This window comes from Sulfurospirillum multivorans DSM 12446 (genome assembly GCF_000568815.1).
In the GTDB taxonomy this organism is placed as follows: Bacteria; Campylobacterota; Campylobacteria; order Campylobacterales; family Sulfurospirillaceae; genus Sulfurospirillum; species Sulfurospirillum multivorans.
In genome coordinates this window covers 2,144,941-2,170,104 of record NZ_CP007201.1, presented here as the reverse complement: position 1 = coordinate 2,170,104, position 25,164 = coordinate 2,144,941, and the positions used below count along the sequence as shown (strand labels likewise).

The 25,164-nt window shown below is 42.5% G+C and carries 25 protein-coding genes; 18 read left to right on the top strand and 7 right to left on the bottom strand.

The features are described from left to right. Genes lptE through SMUL_RS11215 form a run of 8 tightly spaced genes read left to right on the top strand, consistent with a single transcriptional unit; the run spans position 1 to position 8,847 of the window. On the top strand, positions 1-516 hold the full coding sequence (lptE, locus tag SMUL_RS11250; RefSeq protein WP_025345359.1) for an LPS assembly lipoprotein LptE: 516 nt from the start codon (positions 1-3) through the stop codon (positions 514-516). Then, entirely contained in the window at positions 500-2,044 is a 1,545-nt protein-coding gene (locus SMUL_RS11245) for a GGDEF domain-containing protein (RefSeq protein ID WP_025345358.1), read from the top strand. The genes lptE and SMUL_RS11245 overlap by 17 nt, the downstream gene beginning before the upstream one ends. Further along, positions 2,044-3,198 carry a bifunctional folylpolyglutamate synthase/dihydrofolate synthase gene (locus tag SMUL_RS11240; RefSeq protein WP_025345357.1) on the top strand — a complete coding sequence of 385 codons (1,155 nt, stop codon included), beginning with the start codon at positions 2,044-2,046 and terminating at the stop codon, positions 3,196-3,198. The genes SMUL_RS11245 and SMUL_RS11240 overlap by 1 nt, the downstream gene beginning before the upstream one ends. Continuing rightward, the gene (locus SMUL_RS11235; RefSeq protein ID WP_025345356.1) at positions 3,188-4,087 is read left to right on the top strand and encodes a M23 family metallopeptidase; all 900 of its coding nucleotides are present in this window, start codon (positions 3,188-3,190) and stop codon (positions 4,085-4,087) included. The genes SMUL_RS11240 and SMUL_RS11235 overlap by 11 nt, the downstream gene beginning before the upstream one ends. Next, positions 4,027-4,419 carry a bactofilin family protein gene (locus tag SMUL_RS11230; RefSeq protein ID WP_025345355.1) on the top strand — a complete coding sequence of 131 codons (393 nt, stop codon included), beginning with the start codon at positions 4,027-4,029 and terminating at the stop codon, positions 4,417-4,419. The genes SMUL_RS11235 and SMUL_RS11230 overlap by 61 nt, the downstream gene beginning before the upstream one ends. Beyond that, on the top strand, positions 4,420-7,389 hold the full coding sequence (gene mfd, locus SMUL_RS11225) for a transcription-repair coupling factor (protein WP_025345354.1): 2,970 nt from the start codon (positions 4,420-4,422) through the stop codon (positions 7,387-7,389). Continuing rightward, positions 7,386-8,192, top strand: coding sequence for a TIGR00282 family metallophosphoesterase (locus tag SMUL_RS11220; RefSeq protein WP_025345353.1), 807 nt, complete (start codon positions 7,386-7,388; stop codon positions 8,190-8,192). Before mfd ends, SMUL_RS11220 begins: the two co-directional genes overlap by 4 nt. Next, positions 8,185-8,847, top strand: coding sequence for a 3-methyladenine DNA glycosylase (locus tag SMUL_RS11215; protein WP_025345352.1), 663 nt, complete (start codon positions 8,185-8,187; stop codon positions 8,845-8,847). The genes SMUL_RS11220 and SMUL_RS11215 overlap by 8 nt, the downstream gene beginning before the upstream one ends. Before the next feature lie 15 nt (positions 8,848-8,862). Here the strand turns inward: SMUL_RS11215 and SMUL_RS11210 are convergent, their stop codons facing one another. The 3 genes from SMUL_RS11210 to rpmB all read right to left on the bottom strand — a co-directional run bounded on the left by SMUL_RS11210 (position 8,863) and on the right by rpmB (position 10,607). Then, entirely contained in the window at positions 8,863-9,090 is a 228-nt protein-coding gene (locus SMUL_RS11210) for a YdcH family protein (protein ID WP_025345351.1), read from the bottom strand. A gap of 53 nt (positions 9,091-9,143) precedes the next feature. After that, positions 9,144-10,334 (bottom strand): bifunctional glutamate N-acetyltransferase/amino-acid acetyltransferase ArgJ, encoded by a 1,191-nt coding sequence (gene argJ, locus SMUL_RS11205; protein ID WP_025345350.1) that lies wholly within the window; start codon positions 10,332-10,334, stop codon positions 9,144-9,146. Between the two features lie 84 nt (positions 10,335-10,418). After that, positions 10,419-10,607 carry a 50S ribosomal protein L28 gene (rpmB, locus tag SMUL_RS11200; protein WP_025345349.1) on the bottom strand — a complete coding sequence of 63 codons (189 nt, stop codon included), beginning with the start codon at positions 10,605-10,607 and terminating at the stop codon, positions 10,419-10,421. Positions 10,608-10,866: 259 nt separating this feature from the next. Between rpmB and rpe the strand changes: the two genes are divergently transcribed. The 3 genes from rpe to SMUL_RS11185 are packed head-to-tail and all read left to right on the top strand — an operon-like array spanning position 10,867 to position 12,898. Beyond that, the gene (gene rpe / locus SMUL_RS11195) at positions 10,867-11,508 is read left to right on the top strand and encodes a ribulose-phosphate 3-epimerase (RefSeq protein ID WP_025345348.1); all 642 of its coding nucleotides are present in this window, start codon (positions 10,867-10,869) and stop codon (positions 11,506-11,508) included. Positions 11,509-11,510: 2 nt separating this feature from the next. Next, positions 11,511-12,098 carry a phosphoribosylanthranilate isomerase gene (locus SMUL_RS11190; RefSeq protein WP_025345347.1) on the top strand — a complete coding sequence of 196 codons (588 nt, stop codon included), beginning with the start codon at positions 11,511-11,513 and terminating at the stop codon, positions 12,096-12,098. Then, positions 12,095-12,898 (top strand): 3'-5' exonuclease, encoded by an 804-nt coding sequence (locus SMUL_RS11185; protein WP_038533334.1) that lies wholly within the window; start codon positions 12,095-12,097, stop codon positions 12,896-12,898. The genes SMUL_RS11190 and SMUL_RS11185 overlap by 4 nt, the downstream gene beginning before the upstream one ends. Here the strand turns inward: SMUL_RS11185 and SMUL_RS11180 are convergent. The 4 genes from SMUL_RS11180 to uvrB all read right to left on the bottom strand — a co-directional run bounded on the left by SMUL_RS11180 (position 12,873) and on the right by uvrB (position 18,172). Next, positions 12,873-13,403: a gamma carbonic anhydrase family protein gene (locus SMUL_RS11180; protein ID WP_025345345.1), complete on the bottom strand. Its 531-nt coding sequence runs from the start codon at positions 13,401-13,403 to the stop codon at positions 12,873-12,875. The genes SMUL_RS11185 and SMUL_RS11180 overlap by 26 nt on opposite strands. A gap of 1 nt (position 13,404) precedes the next feature. Then, the gene (locus SMUL_RS11175; protein ID WP_025345344.1) at positions 13,405-15,516 is read right to left on the bottom strand and encodes an RNA degradosome polyphosphate kinase; all 2,112 of its coding nucleotides are present in this window, start codon (positions 15,514-15,516) and stop codon (positions 13,405-13,407) included. Between the two features lie 71 nt (positions 15,517-15,587). Continuing rightward, positions 15,588-16,136: a putative metalloprotease CJM1_0395 family protein gene (locus tag SMUL_RS11170; protein ID WP_025345343.1), complete on the bottom strand. Its 549-nt coding sequence runs from the start codon at positions 16,134-16,136 to the stop codon at positions 15,588-15,590. 59 nt (positions 16,137-16,195) lie between these two features. Next, entirely contained in the window at positions 16,196-18,172 is a 1,977-nt protein-coding gene (uvrB, locus tag SMUL_RS11165) for an excinuclease ABC subunit UvrB (RefSeq protein WP_025345342.1), read from the bottom strand. A gap of 66 nt (positions 18,173-18,238) precedes the next feature. Between uvrB and SMUL_RS11160 the strand changes: the two genes are divergently transcribed. From SMUL_RS11160 to dnaB, 7 genes are all read left to right on the top strand, one after another. Beyond that, positions 18,239-18,472 (top strand): hypothetical protein, encoded by a 234-nt coding sequence (locus tag SMUL_RS11160; RefSeq protein WP_025345341.1) that lies wholly within the window; start codon positions 18,239-18,241, stop codon positions 18,470-18,472. Next, the gene (locus SMUL_RS11155) at positions 18,469-18,687 is read left to right on the top strand and encodes a hypothetical protein (protein WP_025345340.1); all 219 of its coding nucleotides are present in this window, start codon (positions 18,469-18,471) and stop codon (positions 18,685-18,687) included. Before SMUL_RS11160 ends, SMUL_RS11155 begins: the two co-directional genes overlap by 4 nt. Before the next feature lie 81 nt (positions 18,688-18,768). After that, on the top strand, positions 18,769-19,215 hold the full coding sequence (locus tag SMUL_RS17710) for a type II secretion system protein (RefSeq protein ID WP_025345339.1): 447 nt from the start codon (positions 18,769-18,771) through the stop codon (positions 19,213-19,215). Between the two features lie 69 nt (positions 19,216-19,284). Then, on the top strand, positions 19,285-19,746 hold the full coding sequence (locus tag SMUL_RS11145) for a type II secretion system protein (RefSeq protein ID WP_025345338.1): 462 nt from the start codon (positions 19,285-19,287) through the stop codon (positions 19,744-19,746). Positions 19,747-19,749: 3 nt separating this feature from the next. Further along, the gene (locus tag SMUL_RS11140) at positions 19,750-21,585 is read left to right on the top strand and encodes a primosomal protein N' (protein WP_025345337.1); all 1,836 of its coding nucleotides are present in this window, start codon (positions 19,750-19,752) and stop codon (positions 21,583-21,585) included. 69 nt (positions 21,586-21,654) lie between these two features. After that, the gene (ispG, locus tag SMUL_RS11135) at positions 21,655-22,719 is read left to right on the top strand and encodes a flavodoxin-dependent (E)-4-hydroxy-3-methylbut-2-enyl-diphosphate synthase (protein WP_025345336.1); all 1,065 of its coding nucleotides are present in this window, start codon (positions 21,655-21,657) and stop codon (positions 22,717-22,719) included. Continuing rightward, positions 22,716-25,163 (top strand): replicative DNA helicase, encoded by a 2,448-nt coding sequence (gene dnaB, locus SMUL_RS11130; protein ID WP_025345335.1) that lies wholly within the window; start codon positions 22,716-22,718, stop codon positions 25,161-25,163. The genes ispG and dnaB overlap by 4 nt, the downstream gene beginning before the upstream one ends. Position 25,164 lies beyond the last annotated feature (1 nt).

Here is a 25,164-nt window from a genome sequence, read left to right as displayed (position 1 = left end):
ATGAAACAACTTTTTCTTGGACTCTTAATAATAGCTTTTATCAGTGGATGCGGTTATAAACCATCCTCGTATTATGCGAAAAGTGCCTTAGGCGATAAAATCTATGCTGAAGTGACCATCTCAAGGCAAGATCCAAGAAACAGTGTTCTTATCAAAGATGCCGTGAATGAAGCGATTGTAAGCCGTTTTAGTGGCAAATTGGTTTCAAAAGAACAAGCGGACAGTGTTTTACATGTAAGAATTCAAAGCATCTCTTTTTCACCAACTGTGTATGATACCTATGGGTATGTTATCGCCTATAAAACGACAGTTGTTTTAGCTATGAATTACGAAAATGCCGCGAAAAAAGTTGAAAAATTAACAGCAACAGGCGAGTATGACTTCTCCATTGAAGCCAACAGTGTCATCTCTGACACCAACCGCTTTGAAGCGATCCGATATGCCGCAAGTGATGCTTTAGATGAGTTTGTCTCTAAGATTGCGATTAAAGGACTTCGAAATGGCAACAACAATTAATGAAATTATTAGAGATTCGCTAGAGCTTATTAAGGAAGAACATCTTAATTTAACGCCCGATAATTACGCCAAAGTCTTTTGTAAAGTGGCGAAACAAAAGGGCGTGATTGTTGAAGATTGCCAAAAAGTTGATAAATACACTAAAAAACTTGATCCGAACATTGTGACGGATATGAAGCGTTTTAGCATCAGCAATGTCGATGAACTCCTCGCTTTTTTGGTCGCAAAGCTCAACCGTGCTAACGAAGGCGATTCTCTTAAAATGGTCAGCTCTTTAGCTATTTTGACCAAACGCGTGCTTCAAGCAATTACCCTTTTACATGATGCAAAAGCCACCAGTTTGGCGAATGCTTCACTCGAACGCCTCGATTTTCATCAAAACTTACAGTCCATTGATCTGGTCAAAGAGAAGTGGTTTGATTTTATCTCCAATTACGATGACAGTTACCTTAAAAAACTCGATGCTTTTGGGCATGTCAGCAAAGAAGATCTAGAAGCGATGGTTCGAGATCTGATTAAGATTTTGAGCAAAGATACCAGTACGGAGCTTTATCGAGATATTGTTCCTCTCATTATTGCAACCCTTGTGCCTTCGATTGCTTCAGGGATGAATGATGAATTAGCCGCGATCAGCCATGAATTGCGCACTTCTCCAGATGTTTTGGGCACACCGGCGCTTCAAAAAGAGATTAAAGCATTGATTGGCAAACGCATTGAGCTGGATAAAACAGAGGTTCAAAAGAAAATTTCAGCGTTGGATAAAATCCTTGATGAGATCAATAAAAAGCTCCTTGAACTGATCCAAAGCAGCAATCTCAGCCATGAACAGGTCAAAGTCATTAAAGCGGATCTTCAAAATATCAATTTTTCGCAGGATAGTTTTGAAAACGTTCATGTCAAGTTACTCAATATTGCCTCTTCTTTGGAAAATGAAACCAAGTCACTCAGTGAGCGTATGGTTAGCAATCAAGAGACTATTACAAAGCTTCAAAACCGTGTTGTAAAACTCGAATCTGCGCTTTTAGTCGCAAAACAAGAGGTCAAAGAAGACTTCTTGACCCATGTAGCCACCAAACGCGCCCTTGCCAATGAGATGAGTCGTGTGGAAGATGCGTTTATGCGCTATAAAATCGATTATACCCTCTGTTTTATCGACATCGATCACTTTAAAGTGGTTAATGACACCTACGGACATGAAGCAGGTGATGTGATTCTCTCCACCGTAGGTAAGATTTTGCGCAAATACATTCGTCAAGTTGATTTTGTTGGACGGTATGGTGGAGAGGAGTTTTTAGTGATTCTTCCGAGTACCGATCTTGCGCATGCGATTCATTTTGCCGATAAAATTCGTGCTATTGTGGAACAGTTTAAATTCCTTTACAAAAATGAGCGTATCGATGTCACGGTCAGTTGTGGTGTCTCTCAACGCTCACAGCAAAAATCTAAAGATGAAACGCTCAGTACTGCCGATGCCTTTTTATACAAAGCCAAAGAGGCAGGGCGCAATCGAGTGATGCCTGTTCTGTAATGAATTTACACGCTTTTTTAGAGACCAAACCGCTTTTTTACGATGAGATTGATTATGCGCGTATGCCCAAAGCTTATGAGCGCATCGCATCTCATTTTACGCTTCCTAAAATAATTCACCTCGTTGGCACCAATGGAAAAGGGACAACGGGGCGTTTTTTAGCACACATGCTCTTTGAAAATGGTTTACATGTAGGACACTATACGTCACCACACATTCTTCACTTTAATGAACGCATTTGGCTGGATGGAAACGATGTGGATGAAGAACACCTTGAAGAAGCGCATCAAAAACTTCTCTCTTGGCTTGATCCTGTGGTAGCCCAATCGCTCTCGTACTTTGAATACACCACACTACTCGCCATGGTTATTTTCTCTCCCCTGTGTGACTTTGTTGTTTTGGAAGCAGGGCTTGGTGGTGAGTTTGATGCGACCAATGTCTTTCCAAAATGCCTTTCTATCATCACTCCAATTGGGCTTGATCACCAAGCGTTTTTGGGTGAAACCATCGAAGAGATCGCTCAAACGAAGATCAACAGTGCTACGGGCATAATCGTCTTAGCGAAGCAGTATGATGCGAAAGTTGTGCCTATTGCACACGCAAAATCCCAAGAACTTCAAAGCCAACTTTACGAGGTCGAAACCTTTTTTGATAAACCTCACCTCGAAGCTTTGATTGATTATGGAATGAAGCATCAACTGCCACTTTATTTACAGGAAAATTTTAAAACAGCCCTTTGTGCATTAACCATTCTTGGGTATGATTGTGATCTTGAAACGTTTTCTCCGACGATTTTGCAAGGACGATGTCAGAGAATTTTGCCCAATGTGCTGATGGATGTCGGGCACAATGTGATGGCAGCGAAAGCGCTGGTGGAGAGTTTAGGCGAAAAAAAGGTTTTCTTGGTCTATAATAGTTATAAAGATAAAGATTTTAAAACTATTTTAGAGGTTTTAAAACCAATTATTGAAGCGATTTTAGTGATTAAGATCGAGAGTCCAAGGGCCGCAAATCAAGCTGATTTGTACGATGTTGCGAAAACATTAGCACTTCCTATCGCTTCGTTTGAGACTATTTTGAGCGATAAAGAGTATTTAGTTTTTGGCTCTTTTTCGGTTGTGGAAGCATTTTTAAAGGGTTTATGTGAAAAATAAATTTACCGTCACGATCTCCGATGTGAATGGTTCACGACATTTTTTATTGCATCAGTTGATTAAGAAATTTTTGCTCTATTTTACACTGTTCGTTGCTTTGTCTATTTTGATTGGAAGCTTTGTCATCTTGTTTTTGATGAAAGAGGTCTCTACCTTGGAGGCAAAAAAAGAGAGTGCCATAGCAGAACGCAATGAGCTTATTCTCCAAAATGAGGATCTTCAAGCCAAAATTTCTGAAAAAGCACAAGAGTATGAGAACATTCGCGATAAAATCAGTAATGTGGAAGAATTGATTGGTCTTCGTATTAATGAAGAGGAGAGTCTTGATAGTAGGCTTGAAGAGATTGATGTCACGGTCATGGAGCAAAAAACTTTTTTTGATAACATCCCTAGTGGCGATGTGATGGCGTATAGCGATATCTCTTCTCACTTTGGTTGGCGCGAAAATCCTATTTTAAAACGGCGTATTTTTCATGCAGGCATTGATCTTCGTGCTCCCGTTGGAACTCCTATTTTAGCACCAGCGGATGGTGTTGTTAAAATTATTCAGTATAATCAGAACAGTGGCTATGGGAATGTAGTCTCTCTCAGTCATAATTATGGATTTGAGAGTTATTATGCACACTTACAAAATAAAATTGCTGTTAAAGAGGGACAATTTGTTAAAAAAGGTGATTTGATTGCTTATTCTGGAAACAGTGGTATGTCAACGGGACCACATTTGCATTATGAGATAAAGTTTATTGGGCGCATCCTTAATCCTGAGACATTTTTAAAATGGCGCGGGTCTAACTTTGCAGAAATCTTTAAAAAGGAGAAGAGAGTCACATGGGAATCTTTAATAAAGCTGATCAATACGCAGTACCCGCTTCCGAAACAACCATCGTAGCCAGTGGAGCCAAAATTGAGGGCATTTTTAATTGCAAAACACGTTTACATGTAGACGGTGAAATCATTGGAAAAGTACTCTCTGATAGCATTGTGACCATTGGAAAACAAGGGCGCATTAGTGGCGAGATTAATGCAAGCCGTTTGATTATCAACGGTCTTTTTGAAGGCAATGCGAATTGTGACAATGTTGAAGTGCTAGAGGGTGGCAAGTTTTTGGGAAAAGTGATCTCCAAAGAGCTTGTCATTGAAGCCAAAGCCATCTTTGAGGGCGAAAGCAAAATTAAAACGGAAAGTGTGGAAGCACTGACGTATGAAGAGCAAAGGGATTGATTGTTACAAGCTGCGTGTTATGAATTTTTTCAGACCAAAAATGACCTCCAACTTTTAGGTGTTAAAGGCGAAAAAGAGGCTTTCTTAGCCTCTGAAGTCGCTCTGTTTTTAGGTAAAAAAAGCTATCTCTTACCCGATCTTAGAGCCAACATGGGCGATGATCTGCTCTCCTTTCATGAAGAGATGGTGGAGCTTTTACGCTCATTGCATGCGTACTACAAAGATCCTTCCAGCAAAAAGATCTTAATTGCCCCGATTCGAACCCTCTTAACACCCCTGCCCAAAGCTGAACTTTTTAGTACGTTTTCATTAGAATTTGGGATGCGTCTGCATCTGGAGCGCTTTCGTGAGCAGATGTTTTACTGGGGTTATCTTGCAGTCGATGTGGTGCAAGGCAAAGGTGAAATCTCCATTCGGGGTGACATCATTGATGTTTTTCCTCCCGATAGTGAAAAAGCATTACGTCTCAGCCTTTTTGATGATGAAGTAGAGAGCATTCGTTTTTTTGACTGTGAAAGCCAAAAAAGTGAGAAAGAAGAGTTGGAGAGCTATACCCTTTTTCCTGCCCTTTTTGCCCTTGATGAAGAGCGTCATACACAGATGCAAAAGCGTATTGATTCGCTTAAAAGTGATAGCTTTACCAAAGACATTCACTCCCTTGGACTCTGGGTTTTGGGCGAGAGTGGTGCGGTTTATACGGAGAGTTTTAAAACCTATTTGAGTGCAGATGCGCTCGAAGAGCTGGGTGAAATTGCCCTGTTTGATGAAGAAGGGGCCCAAAAACTTCACAATCTTCCTTGCATCCCTGAAGCAAAACAGTACCGCGAAATTGCGCCTAGCAATATCAAAACATTTTTAGAACTCCATCAAGCCAAAAAGATTACGATTTTAGCTCGAAACGAAGTGTTGCTTCGCATGGTGGATGTGGATTCTTTACATGTAAAGTGGATTCAAAGTGAGCGCATTGTAAACATTATGAACGCTGAAGAGATCATTCTCTCTCTCAATAAGCCTACGACGAAAATCAAACGCAAACGTGCCAATATCGTCCTTGATGAGCTGAAAAATGGCGACTATGTGGTGCATGAAAACTACGGTATCGGTATTTTTAAAGGGTTAACCCAAGCGATCGTGCTTGGTGCGACCAAAGATTTTGTTTTGATCGAATATTTGGGCGATGACAAGCTTTTATTGCCCGTTGAGAATTTACATGTAATCGATCGTTACATCGGTGAAAGCGGCGGTTTGGTCAGTGTCGATCGTCTTGGAAAAGGGAGTTTCCAAAAACTCAAAGCCAAAACCAAAGAGCGACTGTTGGAAATTGCCAGCGAAATTATCGCCATTGCCGCCAAGCGTGAGATGGTGGATGGACTTAGTCTTGCAATGGAAGAGGGCGAGATGGTTCAGTTTGAAGCCGACGCTGGTTTTGCGTATACCGAAGATCAAAAACGGGTCATTGGCGAAATTCTGAGCGATTTTAAAAGCGGTAAAATGATGGACAGGCTTTTAAGTGGTGATGTCGGTTTTGGTAAAACAGAAGTCGCGATGAATGCCATTTTTGCGACCATTCGCAATGGTTTTCAAGCCCTGTTAATTGCCCCTACCACGCTTTTATGTTCGCAACACTTTAAAAGCCTCTCCTCGCGTTTTGCCAAGTACAACATCAAAGTAGCACAACTCGATCGTTTTACGACCGCGGCACAAAAGCAGGTCATTTTAAAAGAGCTTAAAAGTGGCGCTTTGCAGGTGTGTGTGGGAACGCATTCCCTTTTTGAAGTCGAACTGTTCAATCCAGCGCTTGTCGTGGTTGATGAAGAGCATAAATTTGGCGTAAAGCAAAAAGAGAAGCTTAAAAATTTCCGTGAAAACGTTCATATTCTCTCCATGAGTGCCACGCCAATCCCTCGAAGTCTTAATATGGCGCTGAGTTCCATCAAGCAGTACTCCCAACTGCTCACACCTCCCAACGACAGAGAAGATGTGCGAACCTTTGTCAAAGAGTACGATGCCAAGGTGATTAAAGAGGCGATTATCCGTGAGATGAGACGCGGCGGTCAAGTCTTTTTTGTTCACAATCGCATCGCGACCATCGAAGCTAAACGCAAAGAGTTGCTCTCCATGATGCCCAATCTTCGCATCTTAACGCTTCACTCAGAAATTAGCGCGACGGTGACCGAAAAAGAGATGTTGCACTTTGAAGAGAAGGCGTACGATGTGCTTTTGAGCACGTCCATCATCGAATCAGGCATTCACATTCCCAATGTGAATACGATTCTGATCGATTCGGCTGATCATTTTGGTATGGCAGATCTTCACCAACTTCGCGGTCGTGTGGGACGTTCTCGCCGTCAAGGTTTTTGCTACTTTTTGGTGAAAGATAAAGAAGAGCTCTCTGAGTCAGCTAAAAGACGTCTGATCGCACTCGAATCTAATTCGTATCTGGGCAGTGGCTCCATCCTAGCATACCACGACCTTGAGATCAGAGGTGGCGGTAACTTGGTCGGTGAGGCTCAAAGTGGGCATCTTAAAAACATTGGGTATTCACTCTATTTGCGAATGCTCGAAGATGCGATTAACTCTTTGATGGGAAAAACACCGATTGCTTCACGTGAAGTGGACATCAAGCTCTCGATCAGCGCGTTTATCAGCGACAGTTACATTCCCGAAGATCGCGTACGCTTGGAGCTTTACAGACGTCTGAGCAAGTGTGGAAGCATTCATGATGTCTTAGAGATCGAAGAAGAGATGGTGGATCGTTTTGGCAAGCTTGATGTTCCAACAAAACAGTTTTTAGAGCTGATCGAGATCAAGATTTTAGCCACAGGGCAGAACGTTGTACTCGTTTCCAATTATGCGCAAAACATTACGATCAAATACGAAGATGAGAAAAAGATAACATTGCAATCACGCAGTCGTGACGATGATGATGTCATCGCAACCGTGCTCGTACAGCTAAGGGGCAAAGCATGAAAATAGGCTTTATTGGAGACATTGTAGGCCGTCCTGGGCGCAGTATGCTTGAAATTCACCTTCGCAAACTTCGTCAAGAGTTTGGGTTAGATCTCGTGATTGCCAATGGCGAAAATGCCAGCCATGGTTTTGGACTTTGCGCGCAACATGCCAAAGAGCTTTTCTCCTATGGTGCGGATATTCTCACGGGTGGAAATCATTCGTGGGATAAAAAAGAGATTATCCCGCTTTTGGATGTGATGCCCATTTTACGACCGCTGAACTACCCGCAAGGTGTACCTGGAAAAGGGGTGAGCGTTTTACATGTAAAGGAAGAAAAGGTCGCGATCATCAATGTGATGGGACATTATGGGATGCCGATGGTTGAAAATCCTTTCTTGCGTGCGCAAAAAGCTGTCGATGAACTTCGAGCTGAAGGTATTGAGAGCATCATTATTGACTTTCATGCGGAAGTGACTTCTGAGAAGAGGGCGATGCACATGCTTTTAAAAGGAAACGTGAGTGCCATTTTAGGTACCCACACGCACGTAGGAACAGACGATCTGCAAATTGTGGATGGAACATGCTATGTAACCGATGTAGGGCTTAGCGGGGCACGTGATGGCGTTATAGGCATGGATAAGGCCGCTCCACTCAAACGGTTTCTCACGGGACTTCCAGCTTCCTTAGAAATTCCAAAAAAATGTAAAAAGATTTTGCAGATGGTCATCATAGAAATCGAAAAGGGCAAATGTGTTGAGGCATTTAAACTGCGTGTATTTGATGACCAAGAGCGCATTATCGCACGAGCCGTGCATGAATAGTTTTGATCTTTTGGTCGCCCTTAAAAATCAAGGCTATCTTAAAACCATGCGCGATCCTTTGTGGTGGCCGCGTTCTGGCACGTTTTGGGTGATTGTAGGTGCCATCTTAACCCAACAAACCAAATGGGAAAAGGTTGAAGAGAGCATGGCGCATTTGGAAAGAGCAGGCGTTGATAGCTTGGAAACACTTGTTACACTTGATCTTGACTTACTTTCAACCTGCATTAAACCCAGTGGTTTTTACAACACGAAAGCTAAAAATCTACATCTTTTAGCCAAAGCCATTCTTAAAACGTTTAACTCTTTTGAGGTGTTTTGCGAAACGGTTGATCGTGAGTGGTTGTTGGAACAAAAAGGGATTGGCGAAGAGAGTGCGGATTCGATACTCTGTTATGCGTGCAAGCAAGAAGCTATGGTCGTTGATGCGTATACGGCACGACTCTTAGCGTCCTTTGGATACAGTTTTGAATCGTACGGCGCACTGCAAGAGTGGATGGTAGAGGGAATTGTAAGCAATCAGGCTAAAGTCGATCACCTTTATGGCAAAGAGATTGCAATACCTGCACTTTTTGCACGATTTCATGGAAAGATTGTAGAATTTTGTAAAGAAAACAGTCGAGGGAAAGTGGTTAATGTGGAAAGTTTGGGCTTTTAAGCCCAAACAGGTTTTTTAGAGGTTATTCTCTTTTTTGTACGCAACGATCATTGCGTATGCTTCATCTTTTAGTCTTAGTTTCTCTTTTTTGAGTACATCAAGATCTGCATCACTCAAATGCTCTCTACCTTCATCGATATCCGCAATTTTTTGGTCAAGCTCATTGTGTTTTTCAAAAATTTTAGCAAAGTGTGCATTGTCAACTTTAAGTTTTGAGATAACTTCTCTGTATTCGTGTAGCATGATAACTCCTTGTATATTTATTTTATTGTATCAAAAAGTGCTTAATTTAAGGGCTAAGTCCTATAATCCGCATTAATCTCAACGTATTTATGTCCTAAATCACAGCCGTATGCCGTAAAATTTTCCTCGCCCATTCCCAGTTCACAGTGAATGCGAAACGACTCTTTTTTCATAACCGCTGCTGCTTTTTTCTCTGCTTCTGCATCGAGTGAGCGTTGATCTTTTGAGTAAATTAAGACATCATCGTAGTGAATCACAAGGGTGTCTTCGTTACATGTAATGCCACTCGCACCAATCGTGGAAGCAATACGCCCCCAGTTAGGGTCTTCGCCAAAAAGCGCCGTTTTTACTAAAAGAGAGTTACTCAAAGCTTTAGCCGCACGTTCTGCTTCAGCAACACTTTTCGCGCCACTGACTTCAAAAGCGACCACTTTAGTTGAGCCTTCGCCATCGCGTACGAGCATTAAACTCAGCTCCTTCGTGATCATGCAAAGGGCTTCATTAAACGCCTCTTCATGGTAAGCACCACTCTGTTTTGAGCTTAGAAGTAAGACGGTATCGTTGGTTGAGGTATCACCATCGACACTGACCGCATTGAACGAATGCTCAATCGCTGGGGGTAAAAGTTCATCCATATCGGCCTTAGGAATGTTTGCGTCCGTCAATATAAAGCAAAGCATCGTTGCCATTGCTGGGTTGATCATGCCCGCACCTTTGCAGATCGCGGCAATATGAAAGAAACGACCATCGTCTAAAAGGACTTTAAAGCAGAGCTCTTTTTTGAAGCTGTCGGTTGTCATGATCGCTGATGCGGTTGCGTGCGAATCTTTGGCGTTAAAATCAAAAAGATCAAACGCGGTTGAGAGTTTCTCCACATTGAGACGATAGCCAATCACACCCGTTGAGCTCATAATTGGGTTCTGAATCGAAGGAAATTTCATTTTGAGTTTACCAAAAAGGGTCTCTATATCTTCAATCCCTTTTTCACCCGTCATGGCATTGGCATTTTTAGCGTTCATCAAAATAAAATTGGTTTGAAATCCTTTGGGGTAACGTAAAAAGTGCTTAATGGGTGCGGCTTGAAAGACATTGGTAGTGAAAACAGAAGAAACATCACAGAGTTCGTTTGAGCGAATAAACGCAACATCGTTATTGCCGTTTGGTTTAAAACCTGCGTGAACGCCTTGGCAGAAAAAACCAGCTACGTTATCAAGTCCATTTTTAAGCGGGAGAATGGTAAACATGGGTAAATCCTTTAGGATTTTGGTGTGAAAGTGGGTGGCAACGTAAAAAAAACACGCATAAAATTTCCCCGTGAAGGAGAAATTTTAGCCGTTTTTCTTCATCGTGCGAAGTGTTGAAGCAGCAATTCTAATTTTCTTAGTCGTTCCATCTTCGAGTGTCACACGGACAGTTCTAAGGTTTGGAAGGAATCTTCTTTTAGTTTTGTTGTGAGCATGGCTTACGTTGTTACCAACCATAGGGCCTTTTCCAGTAAGAGCACATTTTCTTGCCATCTTGATATCCTTAAAATTTTTCGTGAATTCTACACGAAACAAGCAAAAAAAACGCTTAATTCAATGCAGCCTGAGATTATATCGAAAATATTATAAATTTTGATACAATTTCATTAAAAAGAGTGACAAAACCACTTTCTCAACACAGTTGTTCACGATAGGAACCCGAAGCTTCGCTCTTCGTCCCATCGGAACAACGTGTTTCGTGCGGGTTTTGTCACTCTTTTTAACTTAAAATAGATTTTAAAAGGTTTAGATGATGTTAGTGGCTCCAAGCATTCTCTCCGCTGATTTTGGCAGGTTAAGAGAAGAGATCGTATCGATTTGTGAAGCAGGCTGTGATTTGGTACATGTGGATGTGATGGATGGGCATTTTGTTCCCAATCTCACCATTGGACCCGTTGTGGTCAGTGCGGTAGCTAAGGCTTCTACCAAGCCTCTAGACATTCATTTGATGGTTGAAAACAACACTTTTTTTGTCGATCTTTTTGCACCTTTAAAACCAAAATACATCTCTTTTCATATTGAAGAGGAGAAACATCCGCACCGTCTCATTCAAAAAATCCGTGACTTGGGTATCTCTCCCGCGATTGTTCTCAACCCGCATACGCCACCTTCTCACATTGAATATCTGCTTGAAGATTTGGATATGGTGCTTTTAATGAGCGTCAATCCTGGTTTTGGCGGGCAAAAATTTATTCCCAGTGTTTTAGAAAAAGCACCGATTTTAAAAGAGATGATTTTAAAACGCAATGCAAAAACACTCATTGAAGTCGATGGTGGAGTGAATAATCACAACATTGAAGCGCTTGCAAATGCAGGTGTTGACATCGTGGTTGCTGGTAATTATGTTTTTGGCTCCAACGATTACAAAAGCGCTATTGATGCTTTAAAAGTCTAAAAATGTGGGTCAAAATTTGTGGTATTACCAATCTTGAAGACGCCTTGTGCGCGGTAGATGCAGGTGCAGACGCGCTTGGATTTGTCTTTTATCCAAAGTCTCCTCGCTACATAACGCCTCAAAATGCGAAAGCCATTGCAGAGAAATTGCCTTTACATGTAAAGAAAATGGGGCTATTTGTGGATGCAACGCCAGAAGAAATTGAGCTTACATGTAAAGCCTCTAAAATGGATATGGCGCAGATTCATTTTGAGGTCGATGATGCCTTTTGGAGTGCGCTCAAAGTGCCTTATTTACGCGTTGTGCGAGCTCAAAAAGCTTCTGATATTGCGCAGTACAAAGGCTTGATCAGGCTGGTGGATGCGTATGTGGATGGCTTTGGTGGTAGCGGAAAACAGATCGATCTTTCATGGTTTGAAACTATGGATTGCGACAATATTATTTTAGCAGGCGGTCTGAGCCCTGAAAATGTTGCACAGATCAAACCGTTAGGCTTTTACGGCGTGGATGTGAGCAGTGGCGTGGAAAGAAACAAGGGTGTTAAAGATCACGACAAAGTAAGCGCATTTATCCAAAGAGCCAAAGCGTGAGAGCCTTCGATAGTTATATCCATAAGATGACGCAAAAGCCCATTTTTCACAAAGAGTTTTTTGCCAAAATGCACACCTTTAAAGAGTTGGAATTTGTGGATGTTGAAGACCTCTCTATGCTGAAGCTTTTGGGGCTTCCCATCACGAAATACAATAACTACGCTTTTACACTAGAGACGCTGAGCACGCCTATAACGCAGGGAAAATTTTGCATCGTGGACATTGAAGCCAATGGCAGTAAACCCACCTTGCATCAGATCATCGAAATTGGTGCGGTGATGATTGAAAATGGCAAGGAAGTGGCGGAATTCTCCTCATTAGCCAAAGCCGATGTTTTACCTGATAGCATTGAACAACTCACAGGCATCAGCCTTTCCGCGCTTCAAAATGCTCCTTCCCTCAGCTCTGTTTTAGAAGCATTTCGCCTGTTTATCAAAGATGCAGTTTTTGTGGCACACAATGTCAATTTTGACTACTATTTTATCTCCTATTCGCTAGAACAAGCAGGCTTTGGTCCACTTTTGAACCGAAGACTGGATACGATTGATTTGGCGAAAAAATGTATTGAAGCACCCAAATATGGGCTTGGCGCATTGACGGATTATTTGGGCATCGGCTTTGAAAACCATCACCGTGCACTGTGCGATGCCAAAGCGACGGCACAAGTTTTTTTTAAAGCGTTGGAAAAATTACCCGAAGAGGTTCAAACGGTTGAGCAATTGATTGATTTTACCAAACCGCACAATCAAAAAAAGAAGAAAAAAGAGAAGCCTGTTAAACCGACTGATACATCGCTTTAAATTTCACATAATTATCGGCGGAATGGTAAAGCGATGCGACTTCTTCGTCACTGAGTTCGCGTACGACCTTCGCAGGATTGCCCATAATGAGTGAGCGTGGCGGGAAAGTTTTGTTTTTGGTGACGAGTGAATTCGCCCCAACAATCGACTCTTTGCCAATTACCGCACCATCTAAAATCGTCGCACTCATCCCGATCAAACAGGCATCTTTAATGGTACACCCATGCAGCATCACACGGTGTGCGATGGTTACATCATCGCCGATAGTGGTGGCAAATCCATCACTGCGATCGGCTTTTTTAAAATGCGTGACATGAATCATACTGAGGTCTTGAATCGAAGTTCGTTTGCCAATTTTGATGGAGTTTACATCGCCCCTGATGACACAGCCAAACCAGACGGAACTTCCTTCACCGATGCACACGTCACCGATGATGTCCGCACTGGGTGCTACAAAAACGTCAGAGGCAATGCAAGGCTTCATGCCTTGAAACTCCATAATCATCTTAGCTCTCTTTAAACAAGCGACGTGCGAGTTTTTCAGCTTTGTGTGAGCTGGTGTCTTTCTTTTGCGCTTTGTAGATTTTATTCATATAATCTTCCAAAACCATATGGTTATTGATAGCACGCTCATCGGTTGACGCAATTTGCGTGTAGTCACCGTTGTTCTCTAAATTCCAACTGAGGACATTGTCATTGAGTTGAAGTTGTAAAATCTCAAAGAGCTTCTGTTGCAACGCTTTGTCAAAAATTGGTGTCATCAACTCCAATCTTCGCTCAAGATTTCGAGGCATCCAATCGGCACTGGAGATAAACGTTGGCGTTGGATCGCCATTTTTAAAGTAGAAGATACGCGCATGTTCCAAATACTTACCCACGATAGATTTGACGCGAATATTTTCACTAATACCTTCAACGCCTGGGCGTAAACAACAAATTCCTCGTGCGATAATATCGATCTGAACGCCTTGCATCGAAGCGTTGTAGAGCGCTTGAATCACATCAGGATCAACCAAAGAGTTCATTTTCACAATGATACGCCCTTCGGCACCATATTTGGCTTCATTATTGATCAGGCTAATGACTTTAGGCTTGATTTGTGTTGGTGACATTGAAAGTGTGTCAAGTCTTCTATGCTTTGAAAAGCCCGATAAAATGTGGAAAAACATCGTGCCATCTTTGGCAAAATCTTCTTTACATGTAAAGAAACTGGTGTCGGTATAAATTTTTGCCGTTGAGCCGTTGTAATTTCCCGTGCTAAAGTGCATGTAAAATTTCAGTTTTCCATCTTCTTCTTGGCGAATCACTTGCGCAATTTTTGCATGCACTTTAAATCCCGTGATGCCATACACCACGTGCGCACCCGCTTGCTCCAACGCTTTGGCCCAATGCAGGTTATTCTCTTCATCAAAACGCGCTTTAAGCTCTACCACAGCAGTGACTTGTTTGCCTTCATTCGCCGCGTCGATCAGCGCTTGAACGATTTGCGAATTTTTCTCCACACGGTAAAGTGTCATGCGAATAGAGACAACTTTAGGGTCTTTAGATGCTTCACGAATCAGTCTTAAAACAGGATCAAAACTCTCATACGGATGAAAAAGCAACACATCGCCTTTGTCGATTACGTTAAAAACGGACTCGTTACTATCAAAGGGAGGCAATGTTTTGGGATTGTACGGTGGCAAGGCAAGATGTGAAAAGTCTTTATTGCCTACAATTTGCCACAGTGCCCCAAGGTTGAGAGGGATTTTATAGGCATAGATGTCTTTAAAGAAAATTTGCATGTGCGAATTGAGGAAATTGAGCAGATCAGGATCGGCTCCTTCTTGGATGTTAAGGCGTACGAAAGCCCCTTTGCGGCGCAGTTTTAGACCTTGTTCCATGATCATCATAAAATCATCGGCTTCTTCTTCTTCGATGACCATATCCGCATTTCGTGTCACTCTAAACGCAGCGGATGCGACCAGCTTATACCCAGGGAAAATCTCTTCCGCATGTTTGCGAACAATCGTTTCAATCGGCACATACGTATGATCTCCTGCTTGAAAAAAGCGTGGCAACACGCGCGGAATGCGAATCATGCCGTATTTATAGTTTCCTTCTTCATCGCTTTCGCTGTCTTGTAATTTGACGGCAAGAGAGAAACTCAGGTTGTTTAGATGCGGAAACGGATGGGTTGCATTGACGGCAATGGGGACGATGACAGGCAAAATATTGGAGAAAAAATACTCATCCGAAAGCTTTGCGAGTGCAGGCGTAAGATCGTCGTATGCCGTAATAAAAAGGTTCTCTTTTTCAAGATCTTTAACGATCTCTTCATAACTGCTTTGAATCACCTCTTTTTCGCTGGCAAGGTAGCTTCTGATCTCTCGAAGCTGATCCAGAGGCGTTTTTTGATCCGCTCCTGTTTCAATGACACCGGCGCTAAAGAGTTGTTTAAGACCCGCCACACGAATCATGTAAAATTCATCAAGGTTGGTAGCATAAATGGCTAAAAATTTGAGTCGCTCAAAAAGAGGTAGTTCTTTTTTGAGAGATTGAGTGAGGACTCTTGTATTAAATTTGAGCCATGAAAGCTCGCGGTTAAGGTAAAGGCTAGAGTCGGTTAAATCAGGCACGTTTTATCCTTTAGTAAAAGTGGATTATTTTATCAAAAAAAAGTTATAAAAAGGTAACGAGATGGAAACACTTAAGCATAATTTGAAAAAAGTGTGGAGCTCTCTTCGTTGTTGGCAGATGCGTAGGGCTCATCTGATTTGGCTAAGCGTTCAGCTTGATTGGTCTTGGAGAGTTCTAATTGAGCTTTGAGTTGCAGTATGGACGCCGTGGACGCCACTTGATAATCCGTGGCACTTGGATCAGAAGGTGCTAACGCAGCGGAGCGCACCGTTTGCATTTTTGCAATGGTCTCTTCGGGCGTATTTCCTTCCGAAATATCGATGCCCACTTCGCCTCCAACAGCGTAGAGCTTGTTGTCGGGTGCTTTTTCGTAGCTAAAAACAGCGCCACCTCGAATGACGCCACCACCTGCGGCGATATGAGCACGCTCGTGGGATCGTACAGCCGTATCGGTAGCTTGAAGTTCGGAGATGACAGCTTTTTGTGCGGTCGTTAATGTTTCAGTTTCGTTATTTTTTTCAGTTTTTTGAGACGAAGAGGAGGTGCTTACCTCTTTCTGCGAGGATGGTGTGTTTGTAATATGGATGTAAGAGGCATTGAGCGTGTTGGCTATTTGCATAGTGTGTCTCCTAAAACATCTCTATTCTACTCTAAAATATCCTTACATGTAAAGATTTTTTACATCTTTTTCAATTTTTCGATTTGATCGCGTAGTTTTGCCGCTTTTTCAAACTCCAAAATCTTCGCCGCTTCATGCATCGCTTTGGTCAGTTCAGTGATAATCTTCTTCTTTTCACTCGGTGGAATCTTATCTTTTTTATCAAACGTGTTGTAGATGTCGGCGTGTTCTTCGAGTTTCAGATTTTCATCCATTCTTCGCGTGGTGCTCGTGGGCGTGATGTTGTGCTCCGTGTTATACGTCTCTTGAATGGCACGGCGTCTTAGCGTCGTTTCAATCGCTTTTTGCATGGAATCTGTAATTTTTTCTGCGAATAAAATAACTCTACCATTGAGATTACGAGCTGCACGTCCCATGGTTTGAATCAGACTGGTTTCGGAGCGCAAAAAGCCCTCTTTGTCCGCATCCAAAATGGCAACAAGCGAAACTTCAGGGAGATCCAGCCCCTCACGAAGGAGGTTAATACCCACCAGTACATCAAATTCACCGATACGTAAAGATCGAATGATCTGATTGCGCTCAATCGCGTCGATGTCGGAGTGCATGTACTTGATCTTAATGCCCAGATCGGCGTAGTAGCGTGTCAGCTCCTCTGCCATCTTTTTGGTGAGCACGGTGACCAGCACTTTTTCATCTTTGGCTGTCACCTCTTTGATCTTGTCAAAAAGAGTTTCGACTTGGTTTTTACTGCTCAAAATTTCCACCTCAGGATCAAGCAGTCCCGTTGGTCGAATGACCTGTTCGGCGGTATTATCACCACTGAGTCCTAGTTCCAACTCTTTAGGTGTGGCACTGACAAAAAGGTAACGTGGCGCTTTGTTGATAAACTCATCAAACATCAAAGGGCGGTTATCCAGAGCACTGGGGAGACGAAAGCCGTACTCAACCAACACTTCTTTACGACTGCGATCGCCTGCAAACATACCGCGAAATTGGGGAAGGCTGACGTGCGATTCATCAACGATAACAAGGTACTCTTTATTCATCGACTCATAGTAGTCAAACAGTGAGTAGGGCGTAGCACCCGGTTCTATGCCTGTGAGGTAACGCGCATAGTTTTCAACGCCTTTACACGCTCCTGTGGAGCCTAACATCTCAAGGTCAAACTCAACACGTTGTTTGAGGCGTTGGTACTCGACCAATTTGTCCTCTTTTTTAAAGTATTCAAGCCGTTCACCCAGCTCTTGCTCGATGGATTTGATCGCTTTTTGAAGCCTTTCGTGTCCGACGATAAACTGATTGGCAGCATAGATGACGATTTTGTTAAGGTTTTGCATTTTTTTATTGAGGAAGACTTCAAAGTAGTTGATGCTCTCCACTTCATCGCCAAAAAACTCTACACGAATCGCCTCTTCTTCATTGTACGCGGGGTAAATGTCGATGACATCGCCACTGACTCTAAAACAGCCACGGTCAAAAAAAGTGTCATTGCGTTTATAACCCATATCGACAAGGCGCAAAAGAAGCTTTTTTTGGTTGATGCTTTCACCTTTTTCAATGACTTGCACCATCTCTTTATATTCGCTTGGATCGCCCAAACCATAGTTTGCTGAAACAGAAGCGACACAGATGACATCATCAAAAGAGAGCAGTGAAGCCGTAGCGCTTAGCCTCAAACGCTCTAACTCTTCGTTGATAGAGCTGTCTTTTTCGATGAAAAGATCACTGCGTGGTATGTACGCTTCAGGCTGATAGTAGTCGTAATAACTGATAAAATACTCCACATGATTTTTAGGAAAAAAGCCTTTAAATTCACTGTAAAGTTGCGCTGCAAGGGTTTTGTTGTGCGTCATGATGAGGGTGGGCATCTTAAGTTTTTGGATGATTTGCGCCATGGTGTAGGTTTTTCCACTGCCCGTCACACCAATCAACGTTTGGTAACGACTCCCTTTTTTAATGGAAGCTACGAGTTTATCGATGGCTTGAGGTTGATCGCCCGAAGGCTGATAGGGACTTTCTAAATAAAATTCACTCATAGTTGATACTTTTCCCATTATTTTGTTACAATTATACCAAACAACGCTATACAAAAAGGCACTCGCATGTTTGAAGAAGAGAGAAACATTAGCACATTAAGCCAAAAGATAACGGAACTTTTGGAAAAATACAAAGATCTTCTGGCTCAAAATGAAGCCCTACGTCAAGAAGTGGTCAAAGCCAAAGCGTTGGCAGAAGCTAAAAATGTTCAGATTGCAAAATTGGAGCAAGACCTCATAAATAAAAACGTCAATTCTGATGATTTGCTCAGCAAAATCGAAGCTGTGCTTGGAAAATGAGTAAAATAACCATTAGCCTTGGTGGCAAAGACTTTGACATCAAGTTAGAGGGTGATTTCGCCGTGCAGTTTGAAGCGGATTTTAAAGAGAAGTTTAAAGAGAAAAGCACCATTGACCCTAAAGAACTCCTGTTTGCCTATGTTGGAAAATGTTATGATAATTTCGTCCTCGAACAAGAGGTTACCAAGCTATTATACCAAATAGATGAGATTTAAGTCGAGCTTTAAAAAGATTGTACTAGAATGGCTTTTACGTGGTCAATAAGTGTATTGGCTAACAAAAAACAAGGAGTGAATATGAAAAAAGGTTTCACGATGATCGAATTGATCTTCGTCATTGTTATTTTAGGTATTTTAGCGGCAGTGGCTTTGCCAAGATTGACAGGTACGGTCACAGATGCAAAAGTTGGTACAGCTGAAGCATTTATCGGTACACTTAATAGAACCGTTGCTCCATCTATGTGGTCACGTTCTATGAGAGATAGCAATGGATCAATTAACGGTAGTACTGCAGGCGCTGCAAATACCTTTAATCTTTCTGACTATACAGAGATTCCAAAAGGCTTTGTTATGGATCTGACGAAATGTAAAAACACAGGTGATGGTAACGGAACAAGTGCAGGTACTTATGGTTCTCCAGCACTACCAGTTGAAGAAACAATTTATTGTCGTGATGGAAACTCGACTTCTGCTCCAATGTTTGGATTTACTGAAGACTTAAATGTCTCTGCACAAAATAACTAAAAATTAATTATCAGAGGAAGAATTTTCTTCCTCTTTCTTTATATATTGATGTTTTTAAAAAGGTGACTAGTGAAAAAAGCTTTTACGATGATAGAACTTATTTTTGTAATGGTTATTTTAGGAATCCTTACTGCAATTGCTATTCCAAGATTTGTTGGTGTACGTGAAGATGCTGTTATCTCCAAAGGCAAAGCTGAAGTTGCTTCAATTCGTGGCGGTATTGCACTTTTAAGATCACAACGATTGTTAGAAGGCAATACAACGCTTCCTTCAAAATTAGATAAAGCAGGTAATGATACCCCCGGCGCATCTCTTTTTAGTGCGGGTGACTATGGTAATGTTCTCTCTTCTCCCCTTTATGCTAAAGAAGACAATAAAGACAATGGCTGGACAAAGACAAGTGATACAAGCTATAAGTTTTATATCAGTGGCACAGCTATTACCTTTACTTATAGTGACACGGCAGGTACATTTGATTGTAATGCAAGTGATACTACAACGGGTACCAATTGTAAGCTTTTAACGCGATAGAATGTGTTTTACTACCATATTGCTCTTTTAAAATCCCCACTTTCTCCTTTAACCTATCAGTCGGAGCAAACACTTCCTTTAGGTACTATCGTTGAAGTCACACTTTCCAAACGAACTACGCAAGGTGTCGTCATAGCCGAAGTTGAAAAACCCTCTTTTGAATGCGAAACTATCTCGCTTACATGTAAACCATTTTACCCTTCCAAAACGCTTGAACTGGCTCGGTTTATCGCTGAGTATTATGTCTGTTCATTGGGTGAAGCGTTGAGCCTTTTTGTGCCGTATGCTTCAAATGCTTTACATGTAAACGAAACAATCACGATAGAGATAACACTTTCCACTGAACAACAAAAAGCGTATGATTTTATCGAAGCGCATCCAACATCACTCCTTTTTGGCGATACGGGCAGTGGTAAGACTGAAATCTATATGAAACTCTTTGAGCAGAGCATCAATGAGGGCAAACAAGCGATCTTTTTGCTTCCTGAGATTGGGTTAACACCTCAGATGAAAAACCGTTTGAAGCACCATTTTGGCACACACGTTGCTATTTGGCACTCAAAGATTAGTGCGAAGAAAAAAGAGCAGATACTGAGTGATCTCTCAGAGGGGAAAATTTCTATCATCGCAGGAACGCGTTCAGCGCTTTTCTTGCCTCTTCAACACTTAGGGTTAATCGTGGTCGATGAAGAGCACGATGAGAGTTATAAATCTGGCAACAGACCGCGCTACAACGCGAAAGATTTGGCACTTCTGTTTGGGCAAAAAATCGGTTGCAAAGTACTTTTAGGCTCGGCAACTCCGACACTTGGAAGCTTTCATAAAATTCCAACGTTTAGACTTAAGGGTACATTTTTTGAGTCACAAAGTCACATTATGTACGACGATGGCGAACATGGGCTAAGTTTTAAGATGACACAAGCGATTCAAAAAGCATTGAACGCTAAAAAACAAGTCATCGTCTTTTTACCGACACGCGCGAACTTCAAGTACATTACATGTAAAAGCTGTGGAGCGAATGTTGAGTGTCCGTTTTGCAGTGTGGGAATGAGCATTCACCACAACATGAACGCACTGAAATGCCACTACTGCAACTACACCGAAGTCATCCCCAAAATCTGCCCCAAATGCGGGTGCGAAGAGATCGTCGCGACGCGCATGGGAACGGCGGAAGTGAGCCAAAAGCTTAGCGAGCATTTTAGTGAACATGTGGTGCAACAGTTTGACCGCGATGAGGTAAGAACAGAGAAAAAACTCTCTGAGATTTTGAGCGATTTTAATGAGCATAAAATCGACATTATGGTCGGCACACAGATGCTCAGCAAAGGGCACGATTACCACGGTGTGGGGCTGGCTGTCATTTTAGGCGTCGATGCACTGTTGGGTATGAGTGATTTTAGATCGCGCGAAAAAACGCTGGCATTGGTGTTACAAATCGCAGGAAGAGCAGGGCGAAAAGGGTACGGCGAAGTGTTGATTCAAAGTAAAAACAGCGAATTTTTCAAGCAATATTTGAGCGATTTTGAGCAGTTTTTAAAGGATGAATTGGTGTTTCGAAAAAACCTTTACCCGCCGTTTAAAAAGATGCTCAGACTCATGAGTGCTCACGTCAAAGATGAAAAAGCCAAAGAGTTGATCGATAAAGTAGCGCTCATCGCGCAAAGTTTTCCACAGGTCGAAGTGGTAGGGTTTGGCAAAGCCAATATCTCCAAAATCGCCAATAAATACCGTTATGAACTTCTAGCCCGCAGTGACTCTAGTAAAGCGTTACTCGAGTTTGCCCATGCGGTAAAACTTTTACATGTAGAAGCAGATATAGATCCTCTTTCGTTTTCTTAAATCCAAAAAATGTATAATCCATTATAATTTAATGTACAAAAAAGCTTTGGCTTCTGAAAGTGATAAACAATGATAAAACGATACCCAACCAAACAAATTTTTGTGGGCAATGTCCCCATCGGTGGCAATGCTAAAATTCCTGTTCAGTCGATGACCTTTTCAAAAACACATGATGTGGAAGCGACCGTAGAACAAATTCGTCGTTTGCATTTTGCTGGAGCTGACATCGTGCGTTTAGCCGTGCCTGATTATGACGATGCGCACGCGCTTAAAGCGATTAAAGAGCGCTCAACGCTTCCTATCGTTGCAGACATTCACTTTAACTACCGTTTAGCGCTGATTGCGGCGGAAGTGGTGGATTGTATTCGCATTAATCCTGGCAATATTGGTAATAAAGAGCGTGTTAAAGAGGTCGTCAAGGCATGTAATGAGCGCAAGATTCCGATTCGCATTGGCGTGAACAGCGGAAGTTTGGAAAAAGAGTTTGACGAGAAGTATGGCCCTACGGCTAAAGGTATGGTGGAATCGGCTTTGTATAACATCAAATACCTAGAGGATCTAGGCTTTACCAATATGAAAGTCTCTTTAAAAGCGAGTGATGTTGCTCGTACCGTTGAAGCGTACCGTATGCTGAGGCCTCTTGTTGAGTACCCATTTCATTTGGGTGTCACAGAAGCAGGAACGTTGTTTCACTCAACCATTAAATCTTCCATCGCTTTGGGTTCACTTTTACTCGATGGCATCGGCGATACTTTGCGAGTTTCCATTACAGGTGAGCTTGAAGAGGAGATCAAAGTTGGGCGCGCCATTTTAAAAGACAGTGGCGTTGAAGCCGAAGGCATCAACATCATCTCCTGCCCAACCTGCGGGCGTTTGGAAGCCAATTTGGTCAATGCTGTTGCTGAAGTGGAGCGTCGCACGAAACATATCAAAGCACCGCTCAATATTTCGGTCATGGGATGCGTGGTCAACGCCATTGGCGAAGCCAAACATGCCGATGTCGCCATTGCGTTTGGCAAAGGGCAGGGACTGGTCATGGTCAAAGGCGAAGTGGTGGCTAAACTCAAAGAAGAAGACCTCGTCGATAAATTTTTAGAAGCGGTTGAGCTTGCTGCCAAGGAGTACAAAGCATGAGCAATCTGCACAATGTCAACATAGAGCGCTCGGTTCTTAGCTCCATTTTATTTAATCCTGCAACGTTTGAAGATGTGGCGGCGGTCGTTGGCGCGAAAGATTTTTACCTGCCAAGCCATCGTTATATTTACGAAGCGATGGAGGCGTGTGAGAGGGAAGATCTTCCGATTGATGAAGAGTTCATCAAGAAAAAGCTGAATCAACAAGGGCGTTTTGATGAAGACGCGATGTTGGAAATCCTCTCAACCAATCCTCTTCCTGCCACCAAAGCGTATGTCGAAGAGATACGTGAAAAAGCGATCAAGCGAGAGCTTGTGCAACTCACCAGCGACATCAAAGAGATTGCGGTTGAGAAAGATTTGCCGTCCAATGAAGTGGTCGATCTGGTGCAACAAAAACTTTACCAGATCACGCAAGAGAGCGGTACAAAAGAGTTTCGCGAATCGCCTGAGATGACGCACGCCACCATCGCGCACATTCACGAGATGAAAAAGCGTGGAAACTCGGGTGTGGTTGGCGTTGACAGTGGATTTGCCGAAATTAACCGTTTGACATCAGGTTTTGGTGAAGGCGATCTCATCATCGTTGCAGCAAGGCCGGCGATGGGTAAGTGTCTAGCTAAAGGTACGAAAGTACTGATGTATGATGGTGTTTTGAAAAATGTTGAAGATATCTGCGTGGGTGAACTCTTGATGGGCGATGACTCTACACCACGCAAAGTACTCTCTTTAGCGCGTGGCAGAGAAAAAATGTACTGGGTAAGGCAAAATAAGGGAATCGATTATCGTGTTAATGAGTCACACATTCTCTCCTTAAAACGTTCACGAAATGAGGGAAAGCATACGCATGGTGATGTTTTAAATATTTCGATTCGTGAGTATCTGGATAAAAGTAAAAAGTTTAAAAGCAACTACAAAGGCTACAAAGTCCCTGTTAAATTTATGGAAAAAGAGCTGGAGATTGAGCCTTATTTTTTAGGATTGTGGTTGGGCGATGGCAGAAAATCGGATGTCCGTATTGCAACGCAAGATGAAGAAGTTGTGGCGTATTTGAGTGACTATGCGACGCGTTTAGGACTGGGGGTGAGTCAGTCAAAAGAGGATGGCAAATGCCCAATGTATGGCATTGTGAATGTTGATCATACTAAAAAAGAGAGTCTGCAAGCCACGCTTCGACAATTGGGTGTGATTGAAAACAAGCATATTCCACACGATTTTCTTATCAACTCAACGCACAATCGTTTGGAACTTTTAGCAGGACTTTTAGACAGCGATGGTCACTATGACGCACAGTGCAACGGCTATGAGATTACCCAAAAAGAAGAAGGGATTGCTAGGCAAATTAAATTTTTAGCCGATACGTTGGGTTTTAGAACGTCACTGAAAGAAAAAGAGGCTGCGATTGAGTCGATTGGCTTTACATGTAAAGTGTATCGCGTACGCATTTTTGGCAATGTTGATACGATTCCTGTAAAAATTAAACGCAAAATTGCCGAGCCATGGCGTGTTAAACGTAGTTGGAATCAAACAGGAATTCAGGTTGAATTTGATCAGGTCGATGACTATTATGGGTTTGAAATTGATGGCAATAGCCTCTTTTTACTCGAAGATATGACCGTAACGCACAATACGGCTTTTTGTTTGAATTTAGCTCAAAATGCGTTAGATCGAGGTAAAGGGGTTGCGATCTTTTCCCTTGAGATGCCAGCGGAGCAGTTGATGCTTAGGATGCTCAGTGCGAAGACATCCATTCCACTTCAAAAGCTTAAAGTAGGTGATATGGGCGATGAGCAGTGGGGAAGACTGACGAGCGCTGCAGATGAGATGGCGAAGAAGAAATTTTTTGTTGATGATAACGGCTCTGTGGATATTCACAAAGTGCGTGCCAAGCTTCGTAAACTTAAATCCCAGCACCCTGAAATTTCACTCGCGATCATCGACTACTTGCAGTTGATGACCTCTGCTGGAAATCGTGACAGACATATTGAGGTGAGTGATATCAGTCGAGGTTTGAAGCTTTTGGCTAGGGAGCTGAATATTCCTATCATCGCACTTTCGCAGCTCAACCGTGGGCTTGAAGCCAGAAGCGATAAACGCCCGATGCTGAGCGACCTTAGGGAATCAGGTGCCATCGAGCAAGATGCCGATATGATCTTGTTTGTCTACCGTGACGATGTTTACCGCATGCGTGAAGAGAAAGAGAAAGAGCAAAAAGCTAGAACTGAGGGCAAAGAGTACAAAAGTGACTTTTTTGAAAGACCTGAAGAGTTAGCCGAGGTCATTGTGGGTAAAAACAGAAATGGACCGGTTGGTGTGGCGAACTTGATTTTTCAAAAGGCGTGTACGCGCTTTGTGGATGGCGGGAAAAATTCTATTCCGATCGAAGTCGTTCAATACAATGCCTCCATTTCGCAAGAGGCGAAGATTAGTTTGCCTCCGCTTTAAA